The sequence below is a fragment of the Rhodothermales bacterium genome, from assembly GCA_039944855.1.
Lineage (GTDB): Bacteria > Bacteroidota > Rhodothermia > Rhodothermales > JANQRZ01 > JBBSMX01.
Map to the genome: position 1 here is coordinate 22588 of JBDUXZ010000039.1, position 25064 is coordinate 47651.

General features: G+C 68.6%; 22 protein-coding genes. 13 read left to right on the plus strand and 9 right to left on the minus strand.

Features of this window, described 5'->3' with window-relative positions; translation table 11 throughout:
* Positions 1–21: 21 nt before the first annotated feature.
* Positions 22–1326 carry a Glu/Leu/Phe/Val dehydrogenase gene (locus ABJF88_19010; protein ID MEP0549032.1) on the minus strand — a complete coding sequence of 435 codons (1305 nt, stop codon included), beginning with the start codon at positions 1324–1326 and terminating at the stop codon, positions 22–24.
* Positions 1327–1649: 323 nt separating this feature from the next.
* On the opposite strand from ABJF88_19010, the gene ABJF88_19015 reads away from it, so the two are divergent.
* Together ABJF88_19015 and ABJF88_19020 are read left to right on the plus strand one after the other, a co-directional pair.
* Positions 1650–2444 carry an RNA methyltransferase gene (locus tag ABJF88_19015; GenBank protein MEP0549033.1) on the plus strand — a complete coding sequence of 265 codons (795 nt, stop codon included), beginning with the start codon at positions 1650–1652 and terminating at the stop codon, positions 2442–2444.
* Between the two features lie 200 nt (positions 2445–2644).
* Positions 2645–3820 carry an alanine dehydrogenase gene (locus tag ABJF88_19020; GenBank protein ID MEP0549034.1) on the plus strand — a complete coding sequence of 392 codons (1176 nt, stop codon included), beginning with the start codon at positions 2645–2647 and terminating at the stop codon, positions 3818–3820.
* A 42-nt stretch (positions 3821–3862) separates the two neighbouring features.
* On the opposite strand, the gene ABJF88_19025 is transcribed toward ABJF88_19020, so the two are convergent.
* On the minus strand, positions 3863–4399 hold the full coding sequence (locus ABJF88_19025) for a peroxiredoxin-like family protein (protein MEP0549035.1): 537 nt from the start codon (positions 4397–4399) through the stop codon (positions 3863–3865).
* A gap of 73 nt (positions 4400–4472) precedes the next feature.
* Here ABJF88_19025 and ABJF88_19030 point away from each other — a divergent pair, with 73 nt between their 5' ends.
* Both ABJF88_19030 and alr read left to right on the plus strand, forming a co-directional pair.
* Positions 4473–5435: a cobalamin-binding protein gene (locus ABJF88_19030; protein ID MEP0549036.1), complete on the plus strand. Its 963-nt coding sequence runs from the start codon at positions 4473–4475 to the stop codon at positions 5433–5435.
* On the plus strand, positions 5432–6574 hold the full coding sequence (gene alr, locus ABJF88_19035) for an alanine racemase (protein MEP0549037.1): 1143 nt from the start codon (positions 5432–5434) through the stop codon (positions 6572–6574). Before ABJF88_19030 ends, alr begins: the two co-directional genes overlap by 4 nt.
* On the opposite strand, the gene ABJF88_19040 is transcribed toward alr, so the two are convergent.
* Positions 6575–7810, minus strand: a complete 1236-nt coding sequence (locus tag ABJF88_19040) for a T9SS type A sorting domain-containing protein (protein ID MEP0549038.1) — start codon at positions 7808–7810, stop codon at positions 6575–6577.
* A 225-nt stretch (positions 7811–8035) separates the two neighbouring features.
* On the opposite strand from ABJF88_19040, the gene ABJF88_19045 reads away from it, so the two are divergent.
* From ABJF88_19045 to ABJF88_19055, 3 genes are all read left to right on the plus strand, one after another.
* Positions 8036–8749 (plus strand): response regulator transcription factor, encoded by a 714-nt coding sequence (locus ABJF88_19045; protein MEP0549039.1) that lies wholly within the window; start codon positions 8036–8038, stop codon positions 8747–8749.
* A 65-nt stretch (positions 8750–8814) separates the two neighbouring features.
* Entirely contained in the window at positions 8815–10311 is a 1497-nt protein-coding gene (locus ABJF88_19050; protein MEP0549040.1) for a HAMP domain-containing sensor histidine kinase, read from the plus strand.
* Positions 10312–10428: 117 nt separating this feature from the next.
* Positions 10429–11325 carry a PPK2 family polyphosphate kinase gene (locus ABJF88_19055; GenBank protein ID MEP0549041.1) on the plus strand — a complete coding sequence of 299 codons (897 nt, stop codon included), beginning with the start codon at positions 10429–10431 and terminating at the stop codon, positions 11323–11325.
* A 21-nt stretch (positions 11326–11346) separates the two neighbouring features.
* Here ABJF88_19055 and ABJF88_19060 read toward each other — a convergent pair whose 3' ends face one another.
* Both ABJF88_19060 and ABJF88_19065 read right to left on the minus strand, forming a co-directional pair.
* Entirely contained in the window at positions 11347–13689 is a 2343-nt protein-coding gene (locus tag ABJF88_19060; GenBank protein MEP0549042.1) for an ABC transporter permease, read from the minus strand.
* Positions 13690–13830: 141 nt separating this feature from the next.
* On the minus strand, positions 13831–14142 hold the full coding sequence (locus ABJF88_19065; protein ID MEP0549043.1) for a hypothetical protein: 312 nt from the start codon (positions 14140–14142) through the stop codon (positions 13831–13833).
* 284 nt (positions 14143–14426) lie between these two features.
* Here ABJF88_19065 and ABJF88_19070 point away from each other — a divergent pair, with 284 nt between their 5' ends.
* From ABJF88_19070 to ABJF88_19090, 5 genes are all read left to right on the plus strand, one after another.
* Positions 14427–16556 carry a dehydrogenase E1 component subunit alpha/beta gene (locus ABJF88_19070; protein MEP0549044.1) on the plus strand — a complete coding sequence of 710 codons (2130 nt, stop codon included), beginning with the start codon at positions 14427–14429 and terminating at the stop codon, positions 16554–16556.
* A 95-nt stretch (positions 16557–16651) separates the two neighbouring features.
* The gene (locus ABJF88_19075) at positions 16652–17371 is read left to right on the plus strand and encodes a DUF1573 domain-containing protein (GenBank protein MEP0549045.1); all 720 of its coding nucleotides are present in this window, start codon (positions 16652–16654) and stop codon (positions 17369–17371) included.
* Positions 17372–17497: 126 nt separating this feature from the next.
* Complete coding sequence (locus ABJF88_19080; GenBank protein MEP0549046.1) at positions 17498–18310, plus strand: DUF547 domain-containing protein; 813 nt, start codon at positions 17498–17500, stop codon at positions 18308–18310.
* Between the two features lie 79 nt (positions 18311–18389).
* On the plus strand, positions 18390–19340 hold the full coding sequence (locus ABJF88_19085; GenBank protein ID MEP0549047.1) for a hypothetical protein: 951 nt from the start codon (positions 18390–18392) through the stop codon (positions 19338–19340).
* A gap of 239 nt (positions 19341–19579) precedes the next feature.
* On the plus strand, positions 19580–20041 hold the full coding sequence (locus ABJF88_19090; GenBank protein ID MEP0549048.1) for an MOSC domain-containing protein: 462 nt from the start codon (positions 19580–19582) through the stop codon (positions 20039–20041).
* A 12-nt stretch (positions 20042–20053) separates the two neighbouring features.
* Here ABJF88_19090 and ABJF88_19095 read toward each other — a convergent pair whose 3' ends face one another.
* The 4 genes from ABJF88_19095 to ABJF88_19110 all read right to left on the minus strand — a co-directional run bounded on the left by ABJF88_19095 (position 20054) and on the right by ABJF88_19110 (position 23792).
* A complete protein-coding gene (locus tag ABJF88_19095) occupies positions 20054–20506 on the minus strand; it encodes a hypothetical protein (GenBank protein MEP0549049.1) in 453 nt (150 codons plus the stop codon).
* A 13-nt stretch (positions 20507–20519) separates the two neighbouring features.
* Positions 20520–21278 carry a CDP-alcohol phosphatidyltransferase family protein gene (locus ABJF88_19100; GenBank protein MEP0549050.1) on the minus strand — a complete coding sequence of 253 codons (759 nt, stop codon included), beginning with the start codon at positions 21276–21278 and terminating at the stop codon, positions 20520–20522.
* Between the two features lie 44 nt (positions 21279–21322).
* Positions 21323–22504 (minus strand): cystathionine gamma-synthase, encoded by a 1182-nt coding sequence (locus ABJF88_19105; GenBank protein MEP0549051.1) that lies wholly within the window; start codon positions 22502–22504, stop codon positions 21323–21325.
* A gap of 100 nt (positions 22505–22604) precedes the next feature.
* Complete coding sequence (locus tag ABJF88_19110) at positions 22605–23792, minus strand: tetratricopeptide repeat protein (protein MEP0549052.1); 1188 nt, start codon at positions 23790–23792, stop codon at positions 22605–22607.
* Between the two features lie 240 nt (positions 23793–24032).
* Here ABJF88_19110 and ABJF88_19115 point away from each other — a divergent pair, with 240 nt between their 5' ends.
* A complete protein-coding gene (locus ABJF88_19115) occupies positions 24033–25037 on the plus strand; it encodes a hypothetical protein (protein MEP0549053.1) in 1005 nt (334 codons plus the stop codon).
* Positions 25038–25064: the final 27 nt, after the last annotated feature.

A 25064-nucleotide genomic window follows, 5' to 3' on the forward strand; every position in this document is an offset into this window, starting at 1 on the left:
ATACCCGACGTGCAGTCTGTGTCAGGCGTAGATCCCGCGCAGTTTGAGCGCGCCCGCCACCTTCTCGATGGCGATGATGTACGCCGCGATCCGAAGCTTAACGTCGTGCTTCTGGCCGGCGTCGTAGACCTTGTCGAACGCCTCGCGCATCATCCGGTCGAGGCGGCGGTTGACGCGGTCCATGCTCCAGAAGTAGCCGTGGCGGTTCTGGACCCACTCGAAGTACGAGACTGTCACGCCGCCCGCGTTCGCGAGGATGTCCGGGATGACGAGGACGCCGTTCTCCTGCAGGATCTCGTCGGCCAACGTCGTCGTCGGGCCGTTCGCGCCTTCGGCGACGATCTTCGCTTTGATGTTGCCGGCATTGTCCTTCGTGATCTGGTTCTCTTTGGCGCAGGGCGCGAGGACGTCCACGTCGAGTTCGAGGAGCTCCTCGTTCGTGATCTCCTCGGCGCCCTCGAAGCCGGCGAGGGAGCGGCCATGCGACGCGGCGTAGTCCATCGCGGCGATGATGTCGATCCCGTTCTCGTTGTAATAGCCGCCCGAGACGTCGCTGACGGCGACGATCCGGCAGCCCTGCTCGTGGAGGAGCTGCGCCGCGATCGAGCCGACGTTCCCGAAGCCCTGCACGGCGACGGTGCACTGCGCGGGCCGGAGGCCGAGGCGCTCCATCGCCGCGAGCGTCGTCGTCATCACGCCGCGGCCCGTGGCCTCGCGGCGGCCGAGCGAGCCGCCGAGGAGGAGGGGCTTGCCCGTGACCACGGCCGTCTCCGTCCGGCGGACGTGCATGGAGTAGGTGTCGAGCAGCCACGCCATGATCTGCTCGTTCGTGTTCATGTCCGGCGCCGGAATGTCCTTGTCCGGACCGAAGACGTCCATCAAATTGGCCGTGTAGCGGCGCGTGAGCCGCTCGAGTTCGCCGGGGCTCATCTCTGCGGGGTTGCAGCGGATGCCGCCTTTCGCCCCGCCGAACGGGACGCCGACGACGGCGCACTTCCACGTCATCCACGCGGCGAGCGCTTTGACCTCGCCGAGGTTCACGTCGGGCGCGAAGCGGACGCCGCCCTTCGAGGGGCCGAGCACTTCGTTGTGGATCACGCGGTAGCCCTCGAACACCTCGATCGAGCCGTCGTCCATCGCGACGGGGACCGACGTGATGTGGATGCGCGTCGGGTTCGAGAGGTATTTGAACAGCCCGGGATCGAGGCTGATGATCTCGGCCGCCGAGGCGAACCGCTCCATCATCTCTTGGAAGGGGTTGTCGTGGGAGATGGGGCCGGGCTCTTGGTAGACGGCTCGGCGGTAGACGTCGCGTTTGAAGGGCATGGGTGGGGTGCTAGTCAGAGCAGCAGTGAGGGTGCCGTTGGCTTGAGCGTGCATAGCAAACCGGGGGTTCGCGGCGCTAATATAGCTAGGGCGCGGTTGTGGGAAGGAGACGGCGCGGGCTGCGCGTAATATTCGGAAGCGCTTCCGAAAAATTACACGATGTCGTACAGCGCGGGCGTCGGGGAAAGCAGGATGTCGGCGTGGAGGATCACGGGGTAGCGTGTCGCGGAGTGGGTCGAAGGCGAACCGCGAGGGGTCGATCTGGAACGGGCTAGCGGGCTTCGGAGTGTGCGGACCGAGTGGTCGCCCGACCAACAGAAACCGTGCCCACCCTCTACCCTGTGCCCGAACTCACGCGCCGCCGCCTCAAGGACCTCGCCTCGCTCCACCGCAAAAAGCACCGCGACCGCGCGGGAGAATTCCTCGTCGAGGGCCTTCGCTCGGTCGAGTCGGCCCTCGCGGCGGGGGCGTCGCTCGTGGAGATCCTCGTGACCGAGGAGGCGAGCCGTGACGAGCGCGTGCGCGCCCTCCTTGACAACGCGAGCGTGTCGGTCCACGCCGTCGCCGCGCGTGACCTCGACCGCATCGCCGACACCGCGACGACGCAGGGGATCGTCGCCGTCGCCCGCACCGCGCTCGCCGACGCCGACACGCTCACGGGTGCCATCGTCGCGCTCGACGGGGTGCAGGACCCCGGCAACGTCGGCGCGATCCTCCGTACGGCCGCGTGGTTCGGCGCCGACGCCGTGCTCGCCGGCCCCGGTACCGCCGACCCCTTCGGCCCCAAAGCCGTTCGCGCCGCGATGGGCGGATTGTGGGACCTGCGGATCGCCGCGACCGACGACCTCGCCGGTGCCCTCGACCGGCTCCGCGCCTCGGGCCACCCTCTCTTCGGCGCTGACCTCGACGGGGAGCCGGCCTCCGCGTGGTCGCCGCCGCACGCGGCCGTGCTCGTGCTCGGCAGCGAGGCGCACGGGCTCTCCGGCGACGTGCGCGCCCGGCTCGACGGTCGCGTCCGCATCGGGGCGCCGCACGCGGATGCGGACCGGCCGGGCGTCGAGTCCCTCAACGTGTCCGTGGCGGCGGGCGTCCTCCTGCACCGCTGGCTCGGGGGGTGACGGCGGTGGGCTAACCGCGCGGCGCGGCGTGTTCGTCCCTCGCCGTCCGTGCTGCCGTGGGGCCGTTCTATCTTCCGTCCCGCTACGCGGGGGATAGGCATCCTCCCCGAGGCTTCGTAGTTTCCACTGCTATTCCCTCCTCACCGTGGTGCCGCATGGAGATACCGTCCATCCAAGGGTTCGGGGCTGAGCAATCGCTCATGCCGCTCGAAAAACCGCATGCGCTCTCGGAGCGGAAGCGCACGCTCCGCATCGGCGTGCCGAAGGAGGTCTCAGGCGAGGAGCGCCGCGTCGCGCTCGCGCCGTACGGAGCGGGCATCCTCGCCGCCGCCGGGCACGAGGTCGCCGTCGAGCGCGGGGCGGGGGAGGAGGCTCACTTCACCGACGCCGAGTACGCCGACGCCGGGGCCGAACTCGTCGACACGGCCAAAGAGCTCTACGGCAGGTCGGAGCTCGTCGTCAAAGTGTTCCCGCCGTGTGAGGAGGAGCTGGAGTGGATGCAGGAGAAGCAGGTGCTCATCTCCGCCCTCCACCTCGGCAACATGACGCCGACGTTCCTCCGCCGGCTGATGGACCTCCGCGTGACCGGCATCGGCTTTGAGTTCATCGCCGAGCCCGACGGGACGCTGCCGATCGTCCGCATGATGCACGAGATCTCGGGCTCGATGGCGATCCAGGTGGCGGCCCGACTCCTCGAGAGCAGCAACGGCGGGCGCGGCGTGATGCTCGGCGGGATCTCCGGCGTGCCCCCGGCGACGGTCGTAATCCTCGGCGCCGGCGTGATCGGCGAGTGGGCGGCGCGGACGGCGCTCGGCTACGGCGCCCACGTGATCGTGCTCGACTCGGACCTCGGCGCGCTCCGCTCGCTCGAACACTACCTCGACCGCCGCATCACGACGGCGATGGCGAACTCGCAGTACGTCCGGCAGGCCGTGCAGCGCGCGGACGTCGTCGTCGGGGCGATGATGTCGGGGGGGCAGCGCTCGCCCGTCCTCGTCACGCGCGAGATGGTGGGGTCGATGCGGCCCGGCTCCGTCATCATCGACCTCGTGACCGACCAGGGCGGCTGCATCGAGACGAGCCACCCGACGAGCCACTCGGACCCGACGTTCGTCGCCGAGGAGGTGATCCACTACTGCGTCCCGAATATGCCGAGCAACGCGGCGCGGACGGCGACCTACGCCCTCACGAACGTGCTCACGCCGTACCTCCTCGACGTCGGCGAGTCGGCCTCGATCAACGACGCGCTGTGGCAGAACACGAGCCTCCGCAGCGGGACGTACGTCTACCGACGGCACCTCACGAAGAAGAGCCTCGCGCTCCTCTTCGGGATGCCCCACCGCGACATCGACCTGCTCATCGCGTCGAACATTTGAGTCGGGGAACGTGGAGCTCGAGGCCAGGATCACCCCGTTGACTCACGCCGCCACGGGGTCGACTTCGACTTCACCGCGCGCGGGGTAGTCGTTCTCGAGAATGAAGTCGACGGACTTGAGGAACGAGGGGAGGTGGGGGCGGCCGAACGGCATTGAGTTGACGGCGGCGTAGTAGAGCTCGCCGTCGGGGCGGACGAGGAAGAGGCCGGGCTCGGAGAAGAGGTCGGGCTCCGCGTCTTTGATGGCGGTGCTGAGCCAGAGGCCCCACGCCCGCGCCGTCGCCGCGTCGAGGTCGTAGCCGAGCGGGAAGTCGCCGAGGTCCCAGTCCATGCGCGCTTTCCGGGCCCGGACTTCGCTGTCCATGCTTACGGCGACGACGTCGACGCCGCGCTCGGCGTAGTCGGCCTGCAGGTCGGTGAGGGTCTGGAGGTAGTCTTTGCAGACGGGGCAGTGGAGGCCACGGTAGAACACGAGGAGGGTGAACTGCTCGGGCTCCTGGTCGGCGAGCGACCACGAGCCGCCGCCGACGAGGTCGACCGTGAGCGACGGGGCGGGGCGGCGGGGGAGGGGCGTGGACATCGAATCCTCGGAGAGATGGGCGAGTTTAGAGGGGGCACGGCCGCATCGGCCGCCCGTCTCACACCGACTCATCATGCGCGTTGTTTCGCTCCTGCCCGCCGCCACCGAGTGGCTCTACACCTTCGGCGCGGGCGATCTCCTCGTCGGCCGCTCGCACGCCTGCGACTACCCGGCCGCGGCGCGGGACTTGCCCGCCGTCACCCGGTCGACGTTCCGCGGCGACGGCGATTCGGCGGCGATCGACGCGGCCGTGCGCGACACGGTGCAGCGCGGGCTGAGTCTCTACGACGTAGACCTCGACGCGCTCCGCACGCTCGCGCCCGACCTCGTCGTGACGCAGGCGCAGTGCGACGTGTGCGCCGTCTCGCTCGACACGCTCGAAGCCGCGCTTGCCGATTGGACCGGCGCTCGGCCGCAGGTTTTTTCGCTAGAGCCGATGACGTTCAAGCAGGTGCTCGACGCCGCGCTCCGGCTCGGCCGCACCGTCGGCCGGCTACCCGACGCGATGCGTGTCGTCGCCGACGGTGAGCGCCGACTCCGCGACCTGCACGAGCGCATCGGCCGCCGCCGCGACGGTACGCTCGCCGACCGCCCGACGCCGACGGTGGCCTGCATCGAGTGGATCGAGCCGCTGATGACGGCGGGGCACTGGGCGCCGGACCTCGTCGATCTCGCCGGGGGCCGCACCGTCTGTGCCGAGGCCGGGGCGCCGTCGCAGTACGTCGCGTGGGACGCCATCGTCGCGGCCGATCCCGACGTGCTCGCCGTCGTCGCGTGCGGGCTCGGAGTCGAGCAGGCGCTCCGCGATCTGCATTTTTTGAGCGACCGGCCGGAGTGGACCGCGCTGCGGGCCGTTCGCGACGGCCGCGTATTCGTCTTCGACGGCGACGCCTATTTCAACCGGCCCGGCCCGCGTCTCGTCCGCTCCGTCGAACTCCTCGCCGCCGCCTTCCACGGCGATGCGGGCGCGGAGCCGGAGTCGTGGGAGATGCGTTCGCTCGCTGCTACTTCTCTTCCCTCTCTCTATTCCCGATGACCGACACCGCCCTCCTCGACCCGCAGACGGTCCGCGCCGCTGCGTCCCTCGCCCGCGCCGAGATCGACCTCAACGCGCTCCGCTACAACCTCCGTTACCTCCGCCGTCTCGCCGGCGATGCCGAGGTGATGGGCATCGTGAAGGCCAACGCGTATGGGCACGGCGTCGAGCACGTCGTGCCGGTGCTGCGGGCGGAGGGCGTCGGCGTCTTCGCCGTGGCGAACGTGCCCGAGGCGGTCCGCCTCCGCGAGATCGGGGTGACGGAGCGCGTGCTCGTCTTCGGCGCACCGCTGCCGGAGGCGCTGCCCGCGTACGCCGCGCACGACCTCGAGGTGACCGTGTCGTCGCGCGCCGTGGCCGAGGCCGCGGTCGCGCTCGGGCAGTCGCTCCGCGTCCACGTCAAAGTCGACACCGGGATGGGGCGGATCGGGCTGCAGCCGGACGAGGTCGCCGGAGTGATGGCGATGCTGCGGGCTGCGCCGCACGTCGAGATCGTCGGGTTGTGGACGCACTTCGCCACGGCCGACGAGCCGGACACCTCGTTCGCTGAAACGCAGATCGATGCGTTCGAGCACGTCGCCGCCGAGGTCGGGGAGCCGCTGCCACCGTTGCACCTCGCCAACAGTGGGGCGCTCGTCGGGTTGCCCGATGCCGTGCGGGGCCGTGCCTTCGTGCGTGTCGGCGGGCTGCTCTACGGAATTCCCTCGTCGGACGTCCTCGCCGAGCGGACGGAGACGAAACCGGTAATGCGACTCGTCACGCGCGTCGTCCACGTCAAAACCGTGCAGCCGGGCGAGACCGTGTCGTACGGCCGGACGTGGGCGGCCGAGGCGCCGACGCGCATCGCCACGCTCGCGGTGGGCTACGGCGACGGGCTCCCGCGTGCGCTCTCGAACCGGGGCGCCGTCGGCATCGGCGGGCGGCGCTATCCGATTGCTGGCCGCGTCTGCATGGACTTCACGATGCTCGATCTCGGCGCACCCGACGGTCCCGGCGCATCCGTGTCAGTGGGGAATGAGGCCGTCGTGTTCGGCCCGGGCGGCCCGTCCGCGTTCGAGGCGGCGGAGGCGGCGGGGACGATCTCGTACGATCTCCCGTGCGGCCTCACCGCCCGCGTCCCCCGCGTGGTGAGCGAGTAGCTACCGCGCCAGTGTCAGCCGCCGCGTCTGCACCGCGTCGCCAGCGGTGAGGCGGATGAGATAGAGCCCGGTCGGCAGCGACCCTGTCTCCCACGTCACCGTGTGTTCACCCTCCGAACCCACACCGTCTGCCAGCACCGCGACCCGCCGCCCGAGCACGTCGAACACTTCGATGCGGATCGGACCGGCATCGGCTATCTCGAACGAAATGCTTGCCTCGCTACTCACCGGGTTCGGGTGTGGCGCATGCAACTGCGCCGACTGCAAGGCAGATGATGGCTCGTTGGCAACGATGGTGGGAGCGAGTACCCACAGTTTTGAAGCGGAATCATCGGCGCTGTTGTAATCGAAGAAGAGGCGGTCGTCGTAGACAATGTATGAGGGTGACTCTGGATGACCATTGGGCTGGAGGTCAGCGGCGCGGGCTGCTGCCCCAGTAGCCGCGTCGTAGAACCAAGGCTGCCTTGCACTCTGACCGTCTGTGGCAGTGAAGAAGAGGCGGCCATCGTAGACCGTAAGTCCAGAGGGACGTGAGCCGTTTTGACCTGGGAAAACTTCGGCGGCGAGGGTGATAGTGTTTGAGGAAGCATCATAGGCCCAGAGTTCTTGGTTCGTTGGAGTACCAGGGCCAGCCTGTTGCAGATCCGTAGCTTGGAAGAAGAGACGATCGTCATAGACGACGAGGTAAAGAGGGTAAGAACTATCGCTACCAGAGAGGACTTCGCTGGCAATAGAGGCCATAGCGGTGGCAGCATCGTAGACCCAAAGCTCCACTCCGTTTTGATCGTCCTGGGCAGTAAAAAAGAGGCGGTCGTCGTATATGGTTAGATTTCTTGGGATAGAGCCGTAGGTAGATGAACTCAGGTCGGCAACAAGTGTGGCCTCACTCGTGGCCGCGTCGTAGACCCAAAGTTCAGCTCCACTCTGACCGTCGTTGGCATTGAAGAAGAGACGACCGTCGTAGACCGTAAATCCAGAGGGACCTGAAACGTTATGAGCCGGGTTAATATCGACGGCGAGGTTTGCTTCCCCAGTAGCCGCGTCGTAGACCCAAAGCTCCTCTCCACTCTGGAAGTCGTTGGCATTGAAGAAGAGACGGCTGTCGTACACAGCAAAATCGATAGGAGGAGAGCCATTAAAGCCAAGGGTGATGTCAGCGGCGAGCGTGGCTTCGTACTGAGCGGAGGCAGGGAGCGCGGCGAAGACGATTGAGAGAGCGAGCAGAAGCAGGCGCATGGGAGGAGCGTGTTTAGCGAGGGATGGGATCAAGCTAACCGTCTTGCCACATCTCTCCAAGACGTAGACGGGGAGGGTATGAGGGATTGGACTCAAAGCCTATGGGAACACAGGAGTGCTTTCGGAATCGCCTCGCGCTGTCGCCTGCATTTCCGCCGAACGAGAAGTGCGCTGCTGCGTATCATCTCCATTACGCACCTCCTTCACCCACCCTTCGCATCAATTATGGCAACCCTCACGCCCTCTGAGATGACCATCCTCGTCGTGGACGATGAGGAAGACGTCGTCGAGATCATCAGCCACTTCCTCCGCCAGGAAGGGTTCAACGTGCTCACCGCCTACGACGGCGAAGAGGCCCTCACCCAGGCCGCGCAGGACATCGACCTCGTCGTGCTGGACGTGATGCTGCCGGGGCTCGACGGCTTCGAGGTCGCCCGCCGGCTGCGCGGGCGCGTCGAGACCGAGAAGATCCCGATCCTCTTCCTGACGGCGAAGGTCGAGGAGGAGGACCAGATCGAGGGCCTGATGGCCGGCGGCGACGCCTACCTCACGAAGCCAGTCAGCCCGCAGATCGTGCTGGCGAATGCGCGCGCCATCCTGCGCCGGACGGGCACCGAGGAGAGCCATATCCTCACCGTCAACAACCTGACCATCTACGAGGACGAGTACCGCGCCACGCTCCACGGCGAAGACCTCGGGCTCACACTTACCGAGTTTGAGCTCCTCCGCTACCTCGTCCGCCACCCGCGCAAGGCGTTCACCCGGCAGCAGTTGCTCGAGACGATCTGGAAGGACGCGATGATGGTGACCGAGCGGACCGTCGACGCCCACATCAAGAACCTCCGCGAAAAGCTGGGCGATTTCGCCAAGCACATCCAGACCGTGCGCGGCGTCGGCTACCGGTTCGTCGAAGAGGAACCGGCCGAAGAGGAGGTGTGAGCCCGAGGGCGGCGAGCAGGGGGCAGTGCCTGTTCCACTGCTCGCCGCCCCCTGCTCGCTGAGCCATGAGCCGCTTCAAGGACCTCCAGAGCCTGCTGCTCCCCCGTCGCGCCTCCACGCAGACGTGGATGATGCTGACGTTCGCGCTCTTCGTCGGCACGGCCGTCGTGCTCGTGGGGCTCTACGCGTTCGTCGTGCTGCGCGGGCAGATCAACGACGCGGCGCGAGAGACGCTGCGCGGGCAGGCCCGCTACGTCGCGGCGCAGATCGAGACGGCCTCGGACTACGAAACCCTCTTCGAGACGATCCGCCGGACGAGCACCGTCACGCCGTACCGGATCGGCGTCGCCACGCGGGACTCGCTCGTGTGGGAGCTCGAGGGGAGCCGGATCATCACCGAGCGCGATTTCCTCCAGCAGCCGGAGGTGGAGCAGGCCCTCGCGACGGGCTTCGGGTACGAGGAGCGGACCGGCCCGAACGGCCGCCGGATGCTCTTCGCCGCGCTCTACCGCCCGGTCTCGGGCTACATCGTCCGCCTCGGCCAGCCGACGCCGCCCCTCCTCACCGTCGTCGAGCGGATGCAGGCGACGCTCGTGATCGGGATGGCGCTCGCGCTCGCGCTCGCGCTCATCGGCGCGTGGCTCGCCGCGCTGCAGGTGACGCGCCCGCTCCGGGCGATCTCGAAGAACGCCCGCCGCATCAACGAGGGCGACCTCGACCGCGAGATCGTCGTGCGCACGCGGGCGGCCGAGGTGCAGGACCTCGCCAAGAGCCTCAACCTCATGGCCGAGCGCTTCCGCGAGGACATCTACGAGTTGCAGCGCGTGGCGCGCATCCAGAACGAGTTCATCGGCAACGTCTCGCACGAGGTCAAGAACCCGATCTTCGCCGTCGGCGGCTACATCGAGGCCCTCGCCGCGCCGGACCTCCTGCCGGACCAGCGGCAGAAGTATGTGGCGAAGGGGCTCACGAACCTCCAGCGGCTCAATAACCTCTTCAGCGAGCTCATCGAGATCGCCAAGTTGGAGTACCGCGAGGACCTCCTCCGCCCCGAGGCGTTCGACATCCAGGAGCTGATTGCGGAGGTGGCCGAGATGCTGGAGCCGAAGGCCGTGGCGAAGGGGCTCGCGCTGACCTACGACAACCGCTCGGCCGAGGTGTGGGCCGACCGGAGCCGGCTGCGGCAGGTGCTCACGAACCTCATCGACAACGCGATCTCGTACACGGAGGAAGGCAACGTCCGCTGCCGGATGCGCCGCCACCGCGACAAGATCCGCGTCGAGGTGGTGGACACCGGGCGCGGCATTCCCGAGGACTCACTCGACCGCATCTTCGAACGGTTCTACCGCGTCGACGCCGCGCGCAGCCGGAAGCAGGGCGGCACCGGGCTCGGGCTCTCGATCGTCAAGCAGATCCTGCAGGCCCACGGCGAGCCGATCCATGTCGAGAGCACGGCCGGGCGCGGCACGCGGTTCTGGTTCGAGCTGCCTCTCGCCGGGTCCTCCGAGGAGCGGGCCGCGGCGAACAACGCGTTCGGCGAGGACGTGGAAGCGATGCTGTAGCCGGCCGTTGCCGCTAGCCCTATAGCCGAGCCCCCGAGGCTGGCGGCTCCCTTCTCCCTTCTCTTCGCCGACGGGCCCTCTCGCGCCGAACATCCGAGAGGCGTCCGTACTCCTACCATGTCTGATCCCGTCCTCGACCCCGCCACGTTCCGGTTCTCCGACGCCGACCGGCTCGCCGACATCGACCCAGTGGACACCGGCCCGTTCGCGTCCGAAGACGAGGCCCGGGAGGTGATGGAGGACGAGGCCAAGCGGCTTGCCCGGCGCCAGCTCATTCTCGAAGCGCACGGGACGCACGGCCTCCTCGTCCTCTTTCAGGGGATGGATGCCTCAGGCAAGGACGAGGCGATCCACCACGTGATGTCCGTCGTGGACCCGACGGCGTGCTCGGCGCGGGCGTTCTCGCAGATGAATGAAGAGGAGGCGCGGCACGACTACCTCTGGCGCGCGATGCGGGCCGTCCCGGCGCGCGGGAAGATGGCCGTCTTCAACCGCTCGTATTACGAACAGGTCGTCGCCGAGCGCGTGAGCCCGGACCTGATGGACGGGCAGCACCTCCCGGACGCGATCCGCGAGGCCGCGCGCGACGGCTCGCTCTGGCCGCAGCGCTACCGGCAGATCCGCGACGTCGAGCGCTACCTCGTCGAGAACGGGATCCACCTCGTCAAGCTCTTCCTCCACGTCTCGAACGAGGAGCAGCGCCGACGCCTGATCGAGCGGACGGAACGGCCCGAGAAGCGGTGGGACTTCTCCCGCGCCGACGTCGAGAAGCGCGACGACTGGGACGCATTCCAGGACGCCTACGGCAACGCCCTCCGCGCGACGAGCACCGACGCCGCGCCGTGGTACGTCCTCCCCGCCGACCACAAGTGGTTCGCCCGCGCCGCCGCCGCGACGATCATCTCCGACACCCTCCACCGCCTCCACGCCGACTTCCCCGAGCCCGACGACGAACTCGCCGAGACGCTCGCGTGGGCCCGCGACGAACTCGAAGCGCAGGGCGACGACGCCTAGACCCGTCACGCCCGCTCGGCGTCACTCGCTGCGGAGCACATCGGCGGGGTTTGTGAGGGCGAGGTCGCGGGACTGCGCGGCGAGCGAGACGGCGACGGTGAGGAGCACGAGCGCGTACGCCAGCACGAACGGCAGCGGCGTGATCGGCATCAGGTTCGCCACGTCGAAGCTCAGGGCGAACAGCAGCGCGCCGTAGACCACGACCGTAGCGAGGCTCGCCGCGACGGTGAGGATGACGAGGAACGGCCGGTTGACGAGGAGCACGATGTGGGCGACCGACGCGCCGAGCACCTTCCGCACGCCGACTTCCTTCCGCCGCCGCGACGCGTTCTGCGCGGCGAGCCCGAACAGGCCCATGCACGCGATGAGCAGGGCGAGCCCGGCGAGCGTCCCCACACTGCGCGTGAGGTTCGCCCACGACGCGTAGTGCGTATCGAACACCTCGCGCTGCGTGAAGCCCTCAAAGGGGAGGTCGGAGGCGAGAGCGTCCCACCGCGATTCCAGATGGGCGAGCACGGCTGCCCGTTGCTCTGGCGCCGTCCGCACGACGAGGAAGCGGTACGGCGCCTCGGCCTGCCGGATCAGCATAGGTTGCGGGAGCGCGAACGGGACTTGCAGCACGTCCTCTGCGACGCCGACGATCGTGACGTCCCGCTCGTCGATGCGGAGCGTCTGGCCGATGGCGTCGGCCCAGCCGTGCTCGTCGGCGAAGCGCTGGTTGACGATGGCTTCGTCGGCTTCGCGTCCGAGACGTGGGTCGAAGGTGCGGCCGTGGTGGAGCGCGAGCCCCATCGTTTCGAGGTAGCCCGCCCCCACGGCGTACCCGAACGCCCACCCCTCTTCGCCGTCGACGGCGTACGTCGTCCGATTGCGGCCGAGCCCGACGTGGTCCCGCGCGCCGACGGCGCCGAGCACGGCCGCGTGCCCGAGCGCGGCGTCGCGGAGCGGCCCGAACTGCGCCGGGTCCGAGAGCGACACGACGACCGCCGCGTCGGGGTCGTAGCCCCAGTCCTGCCCCAGCATGAACCGGCCGTTCATCACGAGCAGGACGGTCGCGAGCACGGCGAGGCACGCGATCGCGAACTGCGCCGTCATCAGCCCCCGCGTGAGCCACCGCTTCTCCGCGAGCTGCCGCCGCCCCCGGAGCACGTCGGCCGGGCTGAACGACGCGACGTAAAACGCCGGATACGCCCCCGAGACGACGGCGACGAACGCGAGCAGCCCCGCGAGAAATACCCACAGCCCCCAATCTTCGACGAGCGAGAGCGAGACGTCCAGCACGAACGTCTGGTTGAAGAGGGGCACGAGGAAGAGCCGCGCGATCCCGATGCCGACGGCGAGCGCGAGCGCGCACAGCAGCAGGTTCTCCGTCATGAACTGCGCGATGAGCGAGCGCTTGGTCCCGCCCATCACCTTCCGCACGCCGATCTCGTTGAGCCGCCGCGCCGCGCTGCCGAGCGCGATGTTGACGTAGTTGAAGCACGAGAGCGCCAGCATGAACGCCGCGAGCCCGACCATGATGAGCGACAGGGCCGGGTGCGGGGCCTCGGCCGGGCGGTTCTGCACGAGGTGCCCGTCCGGCGCGGGGTCGGTGAGGCGTTCCCACGCGAACCGCTCCGCCGCGTCGGTGCCCGTGGCCGCGTTCGTCGGCGCGACAAAGCGGGCCGCAGAGGCGGCGACGGCAGCGAGGTCGCCGGGGTCGCGGAGGAGGAGGAACGTGTGGCCCGTGTCCGCCCAGCTCGCGGCGTCGGCGGAGGGGTGGGCGGCGAGTGGGAGGAGGACCTCGAAGCGGAGGCTCGCGTTGTTCGGGAACGGTGCGGCGACGCCGCCGACGGTGACGGTCCGCATCGCGTCGCCGACGGTGAGGGTGAGGCGCTGGCCGAGGGGTTCGGCGTCGCCGAAGTATTTCCGGGCGGTCTCGTCGCTGAGGATCGCCGCGTCGGGGTCGGCGAGGGCGGCGGGGGAGCCGGCGCGGAGCGGGAACGAGAAGACCTCGAAGAAGGCGGGGTCCGCGAAGGCGATGCGCTCGCCGAAGGCGTGCTCCGCCGTCCGCACGTCGCCGCCCTCCCACACCACGCGCGCCGCCCGCTCGACGTGGGGAAGCTCGGCTGCGAGCGCTGGGCCGAGCGCGAGGGGCGTCGTTCCCCACGTCGTCGCCTGCTCGCCCCGGCCCTCGACGGTCTCCGCGATCACGATCCGGTCGCCGTGTGCGTGGGACGTGTCGAGCGAGTAGTAGACCTGGAGGAAGAGGTAGACGACGATGCAGCTCGCGAGCGCGATCGAGAGCCCGACGACGTTGATGACCGAGGGGACACGGTCGCGGCGGAGGTTGCGGACGGCGGTCTTCAGGTAGCTCTTAAACATGGGAGCGCGCGGCAGGGGAGAGGCATCGGACGATGCTGGCGCTACGCCCCCTCCACTCGCAGAGTTACGAGCCCCCCTCAAAACGAACGTAGGGGCGCAGCGTGCGCTGCACCCCTACGGGCACTGAGAGTCGGTAGCGTGTTACGCCTCGGCCGCGTCCGCCTGGAACGCGTCGCGGAGGCCGAAGTGCGTGCCGCGGATGTCCGTCTTCGCGACGCCGAGCAGGCCCATCTCCAGCAGCTTCTTCGCGGCGTGCGCGGCGCAGGGCTGGAGCGGCTCGCCCGACTTGTAGAACTGGTGGACCTTCCCGTTCGGGGACTGGAGCAGGACGTAGCCCTCCTGCATCTTGCGGAGCGCGAAGTTCGCCCACTGCGACTTCGAAACGGTCGGGTTCGCGTGGGACGGGGCGCCGGTGGACTCGGCGGGGGTGCTGTTGAGATCGAACGTGCTCATGGGGGCGGACCAAGACGGCCGGTAAGGGGGGCGGGGACCGGGACGGAAGCGGCGCTCAAAGCCCGCGAAGGGCCGGGATGTTTCCGCCGATGACGACGAAATTTTTCGACGGTTCCAACCCCGCGCTGTGACGTGTGAATTGCCAGGTCATCCTCGGCCGGGCGTTCCCGCCGCGCGAACCCGGGCGGTATCTTCGAGGTCCCATCGGAACCGCTTCCGAGTTCCGGTGGCGTCCGCTCCGTGTATATTCTTTTCCCGTCCGTCCCAGCCTTCGAATCCGACGCATGAGCACGAAGACGCAGAAGAAAAGCCGCAAGTCCGCCTCCGCCCGCGATAAGAACGGCAAGCCCGCCGCAAACGGCGCCGCCGCCCTCGCCGCCTACGAGGGCGATCTCGACGTGACGCCCGTCAGTCCCGCCGACTTCGAGCCGGACGAGCTGAAGCAGGCGCTCCGCACGATGATGCTCTCGCGCCGGCTCGACGAGAAGATGCTGACGCTCCTCAAGCAAGGCAAGGGCTTCTTCCACATCGGCGCGAGCGGGCACGAGGCGGCGCAGGTCGGCCTCGGGATGCACCTCAAGGGTGGGCACGACTGGTTCTGCATGTACTACCGTGACCTCGCGATGACGCTGACTCTCGGGATGACGGCGCGGGACACGATGCTCGCCCACATGGCGAAGGCGGACGACGTGAACTCCGGCGGGCGCCAGATGTCGGAGCACTTCGGTAACCGCGAGCTCAACATCATGACGACGAGCTCGTCGGTCGGCGCGCAGTACATGCCCGGCGTCGGGTTTGCCCTCGCCACGCAGCGCCGCGGCGACGACGCGATCACGTACATCTCGTCCGGCGACGGGGCGACGAGCCAGGGCGCGTTCCACGAGGCGCTGAACTGGAGCGCCCGCGCCGGCGCCCCCGCGCTCTTCCACATTCAGGACAACAAGTACGCGATCTCCGTCCCGATCGCCGAGCAGACGGCGGGCGCGAACATCCACAACATCACGGCCGGCTACCACGGCCTCACCCGCGCCTCGTACGACGGCACCGACTTCTTCACCGCGTGGGCGGTCGGCAAGGCCGCGGCCGAGCACCTCCGCGCGGGCAAAGGGCCGGTGGCCCTCGTCGCCGACGTGGTCCGCCTCCTCCCGCACTCGTCGTCGGACAGCCACGACAAGTACCGCGTGGCCGAGGACCTCGAAAAGGACCGCACGCGCGACCCGATCACGAAGCTCGCCGCCCGCCTCGTCGAAGCCGGCGTGATGACGCAGGACGAGGTCGACGCGCTCCAGAAGGACGTGCAGAAGGAGGTCGACGAGGCCGCCGTGTGGGCCGCGCAGCAGGCCGACCCCGAGCCCGAGACCGCCCTACTCCACATCTACGACGAGAACCCGCCGGAGCTGGACTACGAAGCCTCCGAGCCGAGCGGCGAACTCATCGTGATGGTCGACGCGATCAACCACGCGCTCGACGAGGAGATGGACCGCGACGAGCGCGTGCTCGTCTACGGCGAGGACGTCGGCGGCGGGAAGGGCGGCGTGTTCACCGCCACGCGCGGTCTTACGGCGAAGCACGGCGCCGATCGCTGCTTCAATTCGCCCCTCGCCGAGCACTCCATCGTCGGGAGCGCCGTGGGGCTCGCGGCGGCGGGGTACAAGCCCGTCGTCGAGATCCAGTTCGCGGACTACATCTGGCCCGCGATGCAGGCCATCCGCAACCAGCTCGCCCCGTTCCGCTACCGCTCGAACAACGCGTGGGAGGCGCCCGTCGTGATGCGCGTCCCGTGCGGCGGCTACATCCACGGCGGCCTCTGCCACAGCCAGAACGTCGAGTCGATCTTCGCCCACTTCCCCGGGCTCAAAGTCGCGATGCCGAGCAACGCGGCGGACGCGAAGGGCTTGCTCAAAACGGCGATCCGGCTCAACGATCCGGTGATCTTCCTCGAACACAAGTCGCTCTACCGGCAGGGCCCGGCCCGCTCGCCCGAGCCCGACGCCGACTATCTCGTCCCCTTCGGCAAGGCGAAGACGGTACGCGAGGGCTCGGACCTCACGATCGTGACGTACGGCGCGATGGTGTACAAGGCGATCAACGCGGCGAAGGCGCTCGAGAAGGAAGGCCACAGCGTCGAGGTCATCGACATTCGGACGATGTACCCGCTCGACACCGAGACCATCCTCGCGTCGGTCGAGAAGACGAGCCGCGCGCTCGTGCTCTACGAGGACCACGAGTTCCTCGGCTTCGGCGCTGAGATCGCCGCGCAGATCGTCGACAAGGCGTTCGAGCACCTCGACGCCCCCGTGAAGCGCGTGGCCGGGGCGTTCACGTTCATCCCCTTCGCCGACCCGCTGGAGCGCGCCGTCCTCCCGCAGGACGACGACGTGCTCACAGGAGCCCGCGAGGTGCTGGCGTATTAGCGCCCGCCGAACAGCAGTGCGCGGAGGCGGCGGGATCTTCTCGCCGCCTTTGCTTTTTACACCCGATCCCGCATATTCCTCGCCTCTGCCTCGCTATGCTCAAATCGCTCTTCGCGCTCGCCGTTGCCGTCCTGCTTGCCGTCCCGGCGCAGGCCCAACTCTCGTTCGCCACGACCACGCACGACTTCGGCGGGATCACCGAAGGCGCCACCGCGACGCACACGTTCATCTTCACGAACGACGGGGCCAGGCCGCTCAAGCTCCGCTCCGTCCGCCCGTCGTGCGGCTGCACCGCGCCGACGTTTACGACGGAGGCCGTCGCGCCGGGCGAGACCGGCGAGATCGTCATCGCATACGATTCGCAGGGGCGGCCCGGCCCGTTCCGCAAATCGATTCAGGTGACGGCCCAAACCGGCGACACGACGGTCGATGAGACGCTCTACATCGTGGGCGACGTGGCGCGGGAGACGATCTCCGCCGCGACAGGCGCGCCGCAGGGGAACGTCGTCTTCGACACGGACTCGTTCGACCTCGGGACCGTGACATTGGATCAGCAGGTGACACACGTCTTTAAGATGCAGCACGCCGGCACGAAGCCGATTCGCATCACCGAAGCCAAGAGCTACCCCGACGGGCTCCGCATTGTGTATCCGACCACGCCCGTCTTCGCCGACGACCTCGTGAGCATCCGCGTCACCGTCCCGCCCGGCACGTCCGGCGACCTCGACTACGCCGTCGTCCTCACCACCGACGACGACGCGCAGCCGACGAAGTCGCTCCGCCTCACGGGAAGGGCCGCGGGCGTGTCGCAGTAAAGCGCTTACCCTCCGCCTGCTGAGGCGCGATTCGCTCCAGCGAATCGCGCCTCTTTTGTTGTACGTTCCGGGAGGACCTGCCCGTTCTGCCTCGGCCCCGCGCATTCCCTCCTGACTCCGATGCCCATGCTGACGCTTCTCCTCGCCCTCTTCCTCGCCCCGTCGCTCACCGCTCCCGAGGCGCCGTCGCCATCCGTCGCGTACGAACAGGCGTGGTCCGACCTCCTCCGGCGCGTCGTCACCGACGATGGACTCGTGCGCTACGACCGGCTCGCCGGCCCGCTCGCCGACGAGTTCGCCGCCGTCGTCGACGCGGTGGAGACGTTCGACGCGAGCACGCTCACGAGCGAGGCCGCGCGGCTCGCGTTCTGGATGAACGCCTACAACGTGAAGATGGTCGAGCGCGTGCTGGCGAAGGGCACGCCGCCGAACATCGAGCGCGCCGGCTTCGACGCGTTTTTCAAGACGCCCGTCCGCGTGGCGGGCCGAGACGTGACCCTCGATGAGATCGAGAACGTGATCCTCCGGCGGCAGCCGACGACGACGCTCTCGGCGCTGCAGGTCCGCGCGCTCGACCCGCGCATCCACGTCGGGCTCAACTGCGGGGCCGTCTCGTGCCCGCGCCTGCGCAGCCGCGCGTTCACCGCTGCGAACGTGGACGCCGAACTCGACCGCGCGATGGGCGACTTCGTCAACAGCCGCCACCACTTCCGCTACGACGGGGATACGGCCGTGCTGTCGAGCCTGCTCGACTGGTTCGGCGCCGATTTCGACGCAACGGGCGAGCCGGCGGGGGATTACCTCCTCGGGTTCATGGACGCCTCCCGGCCGAGCGCGGCGCGGTTGAGGGCGCTGTTCGAGGGCCGTACGGCGGCCGAAATCAAAGCGCAGCCGAACGTCCGGTTCGAATACCGCTGGGGCCTCAACGCGGCGAAGTGAAGCCCGCCCGCGCTTGCCCGCTCGTGCAGCAGCGCCGATCTTTGCTCGCCCGTTGCCTCTTCCGCCCGCCTGCGCCGCCATGCTGAATCGGATCGCCGTCCTGCTCGTCCTTTGTTTCCCGGCTCTCGCGCACGCGCAGGCGTGGACGATGCAGCCCGGCGAGGTCTACCTCAAGATCACGCAGGGCTTCGCGAACGCCTCCGAGCGCTACGACGCGAACGGCGACGTCGTGCCTTACGACCCGGCCGTCGAGGGCGAGACCCCGTTCCGCGACCGCAGCCGCTACCTCTACGGCGAGGTCGGGCTGGCGCCGAAACTCTCGCTCTTCGGGACGCTCCCGTACAAACGCCTATTCATCACCGACGGCGGATTCGACGTGCCCGTGGAGCGGCAGGCATCGGACCTCGGCTCGGCCGTGGTCGGGCTGCGGATCGGGCTCGACGAAGCCGTCGGACTGCGCGACGACCGCTCGGCGCTCGCGGCGAACGTCGCACTCGTCGTCCCCCTCGGCTACCGGCGCAACTTCGCGCCGGCGGTGGGGCCGGGGCAGGTCGATGCGCAGTTGCTGCTGGCGTATGGGCGAAGCCTGTGGCCGCTCCCGGCCTACGCGCAGGTCGGCGTCGGCTACCGCCACCGCACGTCCGTCTTCGGCCTCTCCCGCGTCGTCGATTGCCCGGCGACGCAGCCCGACGATGCCGAAGAGCTGTGCATCGCCGACGGCGGGGGGGAGGTCGCGTACAGCGACGAGTTGCTGTTCAAGTTGGAAGCGGGCTACACCCTGTTTGACCGCGTGCGGCTGCAGGGCCTGCTCGACCTCGTGTGGTCGGTCGATGCGCCGGAGTCCGTCAACGCGGAGGCGGGCGTGCAGCCCGAAGCGTTCCCGCAGCAGCGGTTTCTCCGGACGGGCGTGGGCGCGACGTTCCTCGTGTTCGGCGAGACCGGGCTGAGCGTGCAGGCGTTCACGGCGCCCTACGCCCGCAACGCCCTCCGCGCCGTCGAGGTGTTCGTCGGGATCGAAACCAAACTGTGACTTGTGGAGGTGTGGGAGTGTGGACGAAAGCTTAGAGCCTATCCGAAAAGTATTCTTGTCATCCTGAGCGCAGCGAAGGATCTCCTCAAGGCAATCGATTTCGCTCGAATCAGGGAGATTCTTCAGTCGCTATGCTCCTTCAGAATGACAGACATTGGGCTTTTCGGATAGGCCCTTAGAAAGGTACCGGGTCTTACAAATTATGACCGCTGACTACTGACCACCGACCACTGACGGCCATGAGCCACGTCTTCCAACTCAACACGTCGCCGGGCGGCGTGCCGAAGCGCGCGGTGCAGGCCGTCGCGGTCGGGCCGCTCGGGCTTGAGGGCGACGGCGTGAACCACCCGAAGGTCCACGGCGGACCGGAACGGGCCGTCTGCCTGTGGTCGCTCGACCGGATCCTCGCGTTGCAGGCGGAGGGCCACCCGATTTTCCCGGGCGCGGTCGGCGAGAACGTGACGCTCGCGGGGCTCGACTGGAGCGGGCTCGGCCCCGGCTCCGTGCTCGACCTCGGCGACGCCGTCCGGCTGGAGGTGACGAAATACACGACGCCGTGCAACACGATCGCGGCGTACTTCGCCGAGCGGCAGTTCAAGCGGATCAGCGAGGAGCGGCATCCCGGGTGGAGCCGGCTCTACGCCCGCGTCCTCCGGCCGGGCACGCTCCGCGTCGGCGACGTCGTGCGCATCGTGGACTAACAATTGCGTGGCTCAGCCGAGGTTGTCGCCGTACCAGAAGTAGAGAAGCTCTCCCTCGTCAACGTCGTAAGCGGCACGGAAGAAAAACTCGCCGCCGTGGAACCAGATAATCCAACCGCTCTCGATATCGCGGTCGCCACGAATCCCATTGGCAATGATGAGATCTCTGCCGCCCTCTACGACACCTACAAACTGAACGCCGTAGCGCCACACGGGTGTTCGAGCGGCAAGCGCTCGTTCGACCTGTCGGATTTGGTGCGGCGACGGCTTCCAGTAGCTCTCGTATGGCGGGAGTCCGAGGGCCACGTCGTCCTGAATTCCATCCTCGGGTCCGAATGCGACTCTCGGGAGTGGGTCGAACGTGTATCCGATGTCACGAACGACACTGGCTGGAGAGCACGCGCTGAGGCTCACCGCAAGGAAGGCACATAGAGCGAACAGAGCCCGGTAGTTCGAGAGCCGCATAGCCAACCTGTAGCTAGCGTGATCCTGCGGGCTCTTTCTCGGCCACGGGTTGCCCGTCGGACACCGCGATGCCGTTGGGCTCGGTCGGCAGCCCCGGTTTCGGCGGTGGGTCGAGCACGGCGAGCGTCGCCCGCTCCTTCAGCCCGACGACGACGTACGTCCCGAGCAGGATCGCCGTGCCGGCGATGCCGATCAGGCTGAAGAGCTGGAACTCGTAGCCCGCGACCGGGATCGTCGGGTTCGCGAGGAAGAACACGAGCGTGTTCGCCGCGATCATCGCGATCCGGCTCTCCGTCGGGCCGAAGCCGGCGAACGAGATCTTGAACACGTCGCGCGAGATCGTGACGAGGTTCACGAGGATCATCATCAGGTAGTAGCCGACGATGAGGAAGAGGGCGATCGAGAGCTCCATCAGCGGCGAGAACCCGAGGCCGAGGAAGATCAGCAGCGTCGAGATTGCATCGCTCTGGTGGTCGACGTAGAACCCGTAGCGCTCGCGGCGGATGTTGCGGACGCGGGCGAGCGTGCCGTCGAGCGAGTCGCCCCACCAGTGGACGACGAAGCCGACCGAGGCGAGCCACAGCCAGTCAAGGCTGTACTGCGTGAGGTAGTACGAGAGGCCGATGACGACGGCCGAGATCAGCCCGATCACCGTCAGCGTGTCGGGCGTGACCCACTGCGGAAGCCGCCGGGCCATCCGCGGGAGGGCCCACTGCTCGAAGCGAGCGAGCGCGATCCGGTTAACGCGTTGTTTGGCGACGGCCCGTTCCATACGTCGTGAGAGGCGGTGGGAGAGATGCGTCCTACCGATACCGATCAAACGGTGTTAAGTGCCCGGTCGAGGTCGTCCCGCAAGTCGTCGAGGTCTTCGACACCGACGGAGAGGCGGATGAGGGAATCCGAGAGGCCGGCCGCGAGGCGCTCTTCGAGCGGGATCGAGGCATGCGTCATCGACGCCGGGTGGCTCACGAGGCTCTCGACGCCGCCGAGGCTCTCGGCGAGGGCGAACACGCGGAGCGCCTGCATCAGCTTCACGGCCCGCTCGTACGAGTCGTCCTTGAGCGTGAACGAGACCATGCCGCCGAAGTCGCTCATCTGCCGCGCGGCGATCTCGTGGCCGGGGTGCGAGGCGAGGCCGGGGTAGCGGACGGGACCGACGGCGGGGTGCTCGTCGAGGAAGGCGGCGAGGGCACTCGCGTTCGCGCAGTGGCGCTCCATGCGGAGGTGGAGCGTCTTCGTGGCACGGAGGACGAGGAAGCAGTCCATTGGCCCCGGCGCGGCGCCGGCCGCTTTGATCTGGAAGCGGAGGTGCTCGGTCCAGCCCGCGTCATTCGTCAGCACGGCCCCGCCGATTACGTCGGAGTGCCCGCCGATGTACTTCGTCGTGGAGTGGAGGACGAGGTCGGCGCCGAGGGCGAGGGGCTGCTGGAGGAACGGCGAGGCGAACGTGTTGTCCACGACGAGGTCGGCCCCGTTCGCCTTCGCGCGCTCGGCGACGGCGGCGATGTCGATGATGCGGAGGAGGGGGTTCGTCGGCGTCTCGGCCCAGACCAGCTTCGTGTCGTCGGTGAGCGCGGACTCGAACGCGTCGAGGTCGGTCATGTCGACGAAGGAGAACCGCAGGCCGAAGGGCTCGAAGACCTGCCGCATGAGGCGGTACGTCCCGCCGTAGAGGTCGTTCGTGGCGACGACATGGTCGCCGGGCCGGAGCCGCTTGAGGAGCGCGTCGACGGCGGCGAGGCCGGAGGCGAAGCAGATCCCCTCGTCGGCTCCTTCGAGCGAGGCGAGGTTGGCTTCGAGCGCCGAGCGCGTCGGGTTCGAGACGCGGGCGTACTCGTGCCCCTGGTGGTCGCCGGGCGCGGCCTGCACATACGTCGACGTGAGGTAGACGGGCGTCATGATGGCGCCGGTCGTCGGGTCGGGCTCCTGGCCTGCGTGGATGGCGCGCGTGCCGAAGCCGAGTTGTTTGGTGGCGAGGCCGTTGGAGGAGTCAGCCATGACGGTGCGGGAGCGAGAGGGTGGGGGGCGGTGTGCTGGCCTAAAAGGAAACGGGGGCGCAGGCTACCGCGCCCCCGTTCCGTATGAGGGAACCGGTCGGTCAGTTGAGGTCGAGGCCGGCGCACTCGGCGGCTTCCTGCGCCTTCTCGCCCTGGCCGAGAGCGGCGTAGACCTGGAAGAGGGCGCGGCAGATGTCGGCGGAGTCCTCGCCGGCAGCCTCGGTGAGGGCGCGAGCGCGCTCGAGGTTCGGCATCGCCTGACCCAGCAGCGACGTCCGTTCGGCGATCGCCGCGTCTACCTCGGCCTGGCTCGCGCCGGCGTCTTCGAGTTCGCCGACGCGCTTGTTGAAGCTCGCGGCCTTGTTCTGGTAGGCGGCGCCGAGGTTGTAGAACGCATTCGCGTTCTGGGCGTCGAGTTCCGTCGCCACCATGAGTTGCTCGGCGGCCTCGTCGTACCGCTCGGCCTGGAGGAGGAGGGAGCCGTAGTTGTAGCGGTAGAGCGGGTTCTCCGGATCGGCCGCGATCCGGGCGTTGTAGGCGTCGATGGCGCGGTCGGTCTGGCCGGCACGGACGTAGGCGTTGAGGATTTCGGTCTGCAGCTCCTCGTTGTCGGGGAAGGCGGCCTGGCCCTGCTCCAGCACGCCGAGGGCATCGGCGGCGCGGTCCTCGGAAGAGAGGTAGATCCGGCCGAGGTAGATGTACGCCTCGGCGCTGTTGGCGCCCTTGTCGATCGCCATCTGGAGCGGCACGGCGGCGTCGGCGGAGTTCCCGGCGGCGAGGTAGGCGAGACCCTGGTTGAGGAAGCCGGCCGAAGAGTCGGGGAGGATCACCGTGGCGTTGTTGAAGGAGGCGGCGGCCTCGTCGTAGGCGCTCGGGTCCTCGGCGGCGCGGCGGAAGGCGCGGGCTCCGTAGTTCATCTCCGCGCCCCAGGCCACCTGCAGCCGGTTCTCGATTTCGGCGGGGGCGTGGCCGAGTTCGAGCGAGCGGTTGTACGCCTGCGTCATCTCGGCGAGGAGGTCGGCGCGCTGGGAGGCGTCGTCCATCGCTTCGGCCTTCATCCGGTAGGCCTCGCCGCGGATGAAGTAGGCCTCCTCGTTGTCGGGATCTGCTTCGATGGCGGCGGCGGTGAGTTCGAGGACGCGGTCGTAGTCCTGGTTCTTCATCTCGAGCTTCGCCCCGGTCACGTTCGGGTCGCTGCCGCAGCTATCGGCCCCGGCGACGAGGAAGGCGAGGGCGAGGAGGCCGAGCGCGAAGGGGAGGCGGACAGCGGGCATGCGGGAGAGGTCCATGATGGTGTGGCGGATAGGTTGCAAAGGGGGCACAGAGGGGAGGCCGGTGGGCAGGCCGGGCCAAAATCGGCCGGTGCGTAGAGTGGGCGGGACGCACGTCAGGGTGCCTATTCCGGTCGACTTTGTAAGCTAACACTATCTTTGGGGACCCACAACCCCGGCCGCCTGCGGGGCCGATGGAACGGGACCCCCGGCTCTCGCGTGTGCCCCCGTCTCTGGCGCTTCACCCACGCCCCCCTCATGACGACCTCTTCCTCGACCTCTGCCCACCCCCGCACGACGGCGTCCGCCGGGATGCGGGCCTTTCTCACCGGCCTCATCGACTACGCCGGACTCTTCCCGCCCGCCCGGCTCCCGCTGGACGAGGCCGTCCCGAGCTTCGCCGCCTACCGGCAGACGACGGATGCGTGGATGCTGAGCCGGTTCATCTGCCCCGCCGCCCGCCTCGACGGCCTCCGCACGTACACCGACCTCTTCGAGCCGGGCCGCCCGTTCCCCGTCTCCGTGCTCGGCACCGGCGGGGCCGACGCCGAGACGTTCCTCCGCACCTTCCGCAGCGATCTCAAGGCCGCCGAGGCTTGCGAGGCGGCCCACGACGGCCGCGTCCGCGCCGACCTCTACGAAGTCCGCTTCCCCGACGTCGTCACCGAAGCCGGGGCCGATGCCGTCGCCGAGGTGCTGCTCCGCGTAAACGAGGCCCTGGCCGATGCCGACGTTTCCTTCGAACGCATCCACGTCGAGGCCGCGTTCGCCGGAGATTGGCGCGAGACCGTCCACGGCACGATTACCGCGCTCGCCAGGCACGACGCGAACGGCGGGCCCGAGTTCGGCTTCAAAGTCCGCTGCGGCGGCGTCACGCCCGACGCGTTCCCCACGCCCGAGCAGGTCGCCTTCGTGCTCGCGACGTGCCGCGATGCCCGCGTCCCCTTCAAAGCGACGGCCGGGCTCCATCACCCCGTCCGCCATTACGACCGGCAGATCGAGGCGATGATGCACGGCTTCCTCAACGTGTTCGGCGCGGGCGTGCTCGCCCACGCGCTCGACCTCAGCGAGGCCGCACTCCGGCAGGTGCTCCGCACCGAGTCCATCAAAGCGTTCGTCTTCGACGAGGCTGGCTTCGCCTTCCAGGACCTCCGCATCTCCGCCGAGCAGGTCGCCCGCGCCCGCGCGGAGTTCGCCACGTCGTACGGGAGCTGCTCGTTCGACGAGCCGCGCGAAGACCTCCGTGCCGCCCGGTTGTTGTAGCCGCTCCGCGGCGGAAAGGAGGGGTGG

Coding starts and splice junctions, on each gene's coding strand:
- ABJF88_19010 (MEP0549032.1), bottom strand. CDS start 1,326: ATGCCCTTCAAACGCGACGTCTACCGCCGAGCCGTCTACCAAGAGCCC.
- ABJF88_19020 (MEP0549034.1), top strand. CDS start 2,645: ATGCCGCTCGAAAAACCGCATGCGCTCTCGGAGCGGAAGCGCACGCTC.
- ABJF88_19025 (MEP0549035.1), bottom strand. CDS start 4,399: ATGTCCACGCCCCTCCCCCGCCGCCCCGCCCCGTCGCTCACGGTCGAC.
- ABJF88_19030 (MEP0549036.1), top strand. CDS start 4,473: ATGCGCGTTGTTTCGCTCCTGCCCGCCGCCACCGAGTGGCTCTACACC.
- alr (MEP0549037.1), top strand. CDS start 5,432: ATGACCGACACCGCCCTCCTCGACCCGCAGACGGTCCGCGCCGCTGCG.
- ABJF88_19040 (MEP0549038.1), bottom strand. CDS start 7,810: ATGCGCCTGCTTCTGCTCGCTCTCTCAATCGTCTTCGCCGCGCTCCCT.
- ABJF88_19045 (MEP0549039.1), top strand. CDS start 8,036: ATGGCAACCCTCACGCCCTCTGAGATGACCATCCTCGTCGTGGACGAT.
- ABJF88_19050 (MEP0549040.1), top strand. CDS start 8,815: ATGAGCCGCTTCAAGGACCTCCAGAGCCTGCTGCTCCCCCGTCGCGCC.
- ABJF88_19055 (MEP0549041.1), top strand. CDS start 10,429: ATGTCTGATCCCGTCCTCGACCCCGCCACGTTCCGGTTCTCCGACGCC.
- ABJF88_19060 (MEP0549042.1), bottom strand. CDS start 13,689: ATGTTTAAGAGCTACCTGAAGACCGCCGTCCGCAACCTCCGCCGCGAC.
- ABJF88_19065 (MEP0549043.1), bottom strand. CDS start 14,142: ATGAGCACGTTCGATCTCAACAGCACCCCCGCCGAGTCCACCGGCGCC.
- ABJF88_19070 (MEP0549044.1), top strand. CDS start 14,427: ATGAGCACGAAGACGCAGAAGAAAAGCCGCAAGTCCGCCTCCGCCCGC.
- ABJF88_19075 (MEP0549045.1), top strand. CDS start 16,652: ATGCTCAAATCGCTCTTCGCGCTCGCCGTTGCCGTCCTGCTTGCCGTC.
- ABJF88_19080 (MEP0549046.1), top strand. CDS start 17,498: ATGCTGACGCTTCTCCTCGCCCTCTTCCTCGCCCCGTCGCTCACCGCT.
- ABJF88_19085 (MEP0549047.1), top strand. CDS start 18,390: ATGCTGAATCGGATCGCCGTCCTGCTCGTCCTTTGTTTCCCGGCTCTC.
- ABJF88_19090 (MEP0549048.1), top strand. CDS start 19,580: ATGAGCCACGTCTTCCAACTCAACACGTCGCCGGGCGGCGTGCCGAAG.
- ABJF88_19095 (MEP0549049.1), bottom strand. CDS start 20,506: ATGCGGCTCTCGAACTACCGGGCTCTGTTCGCTCTATGTGCCTTCCTT.
- ABJF88_19100 (MEP0549050.1), bottom strand. CDS start 21,278: ATGGAACGGGCCGTCGCCAAACAACGCGTTAACCGGATCGCGCTCGCT.
- ABJF88_19105 (MEP0549051.1), bottom strand. CDS start 22,504: ATGGCTGACTCCTCCAACGGCCTCGCCACCAAACAACTCGGCTTCGGC.
- ABJF88_19110 (MEP0549052.1), bottom strand. CDS start 23,792: ATGGACCTCTCCCGCATGCCCGCTGTCCGCCTCCCCTTCGCGCTCGGC.
- ABJF88_19115 (MEP0549053.1), top strand. CDS start 24,033: ATGACGACCTCTTCCTCGACCTCTGCCCACCCCCGCACGACGGCGTCC.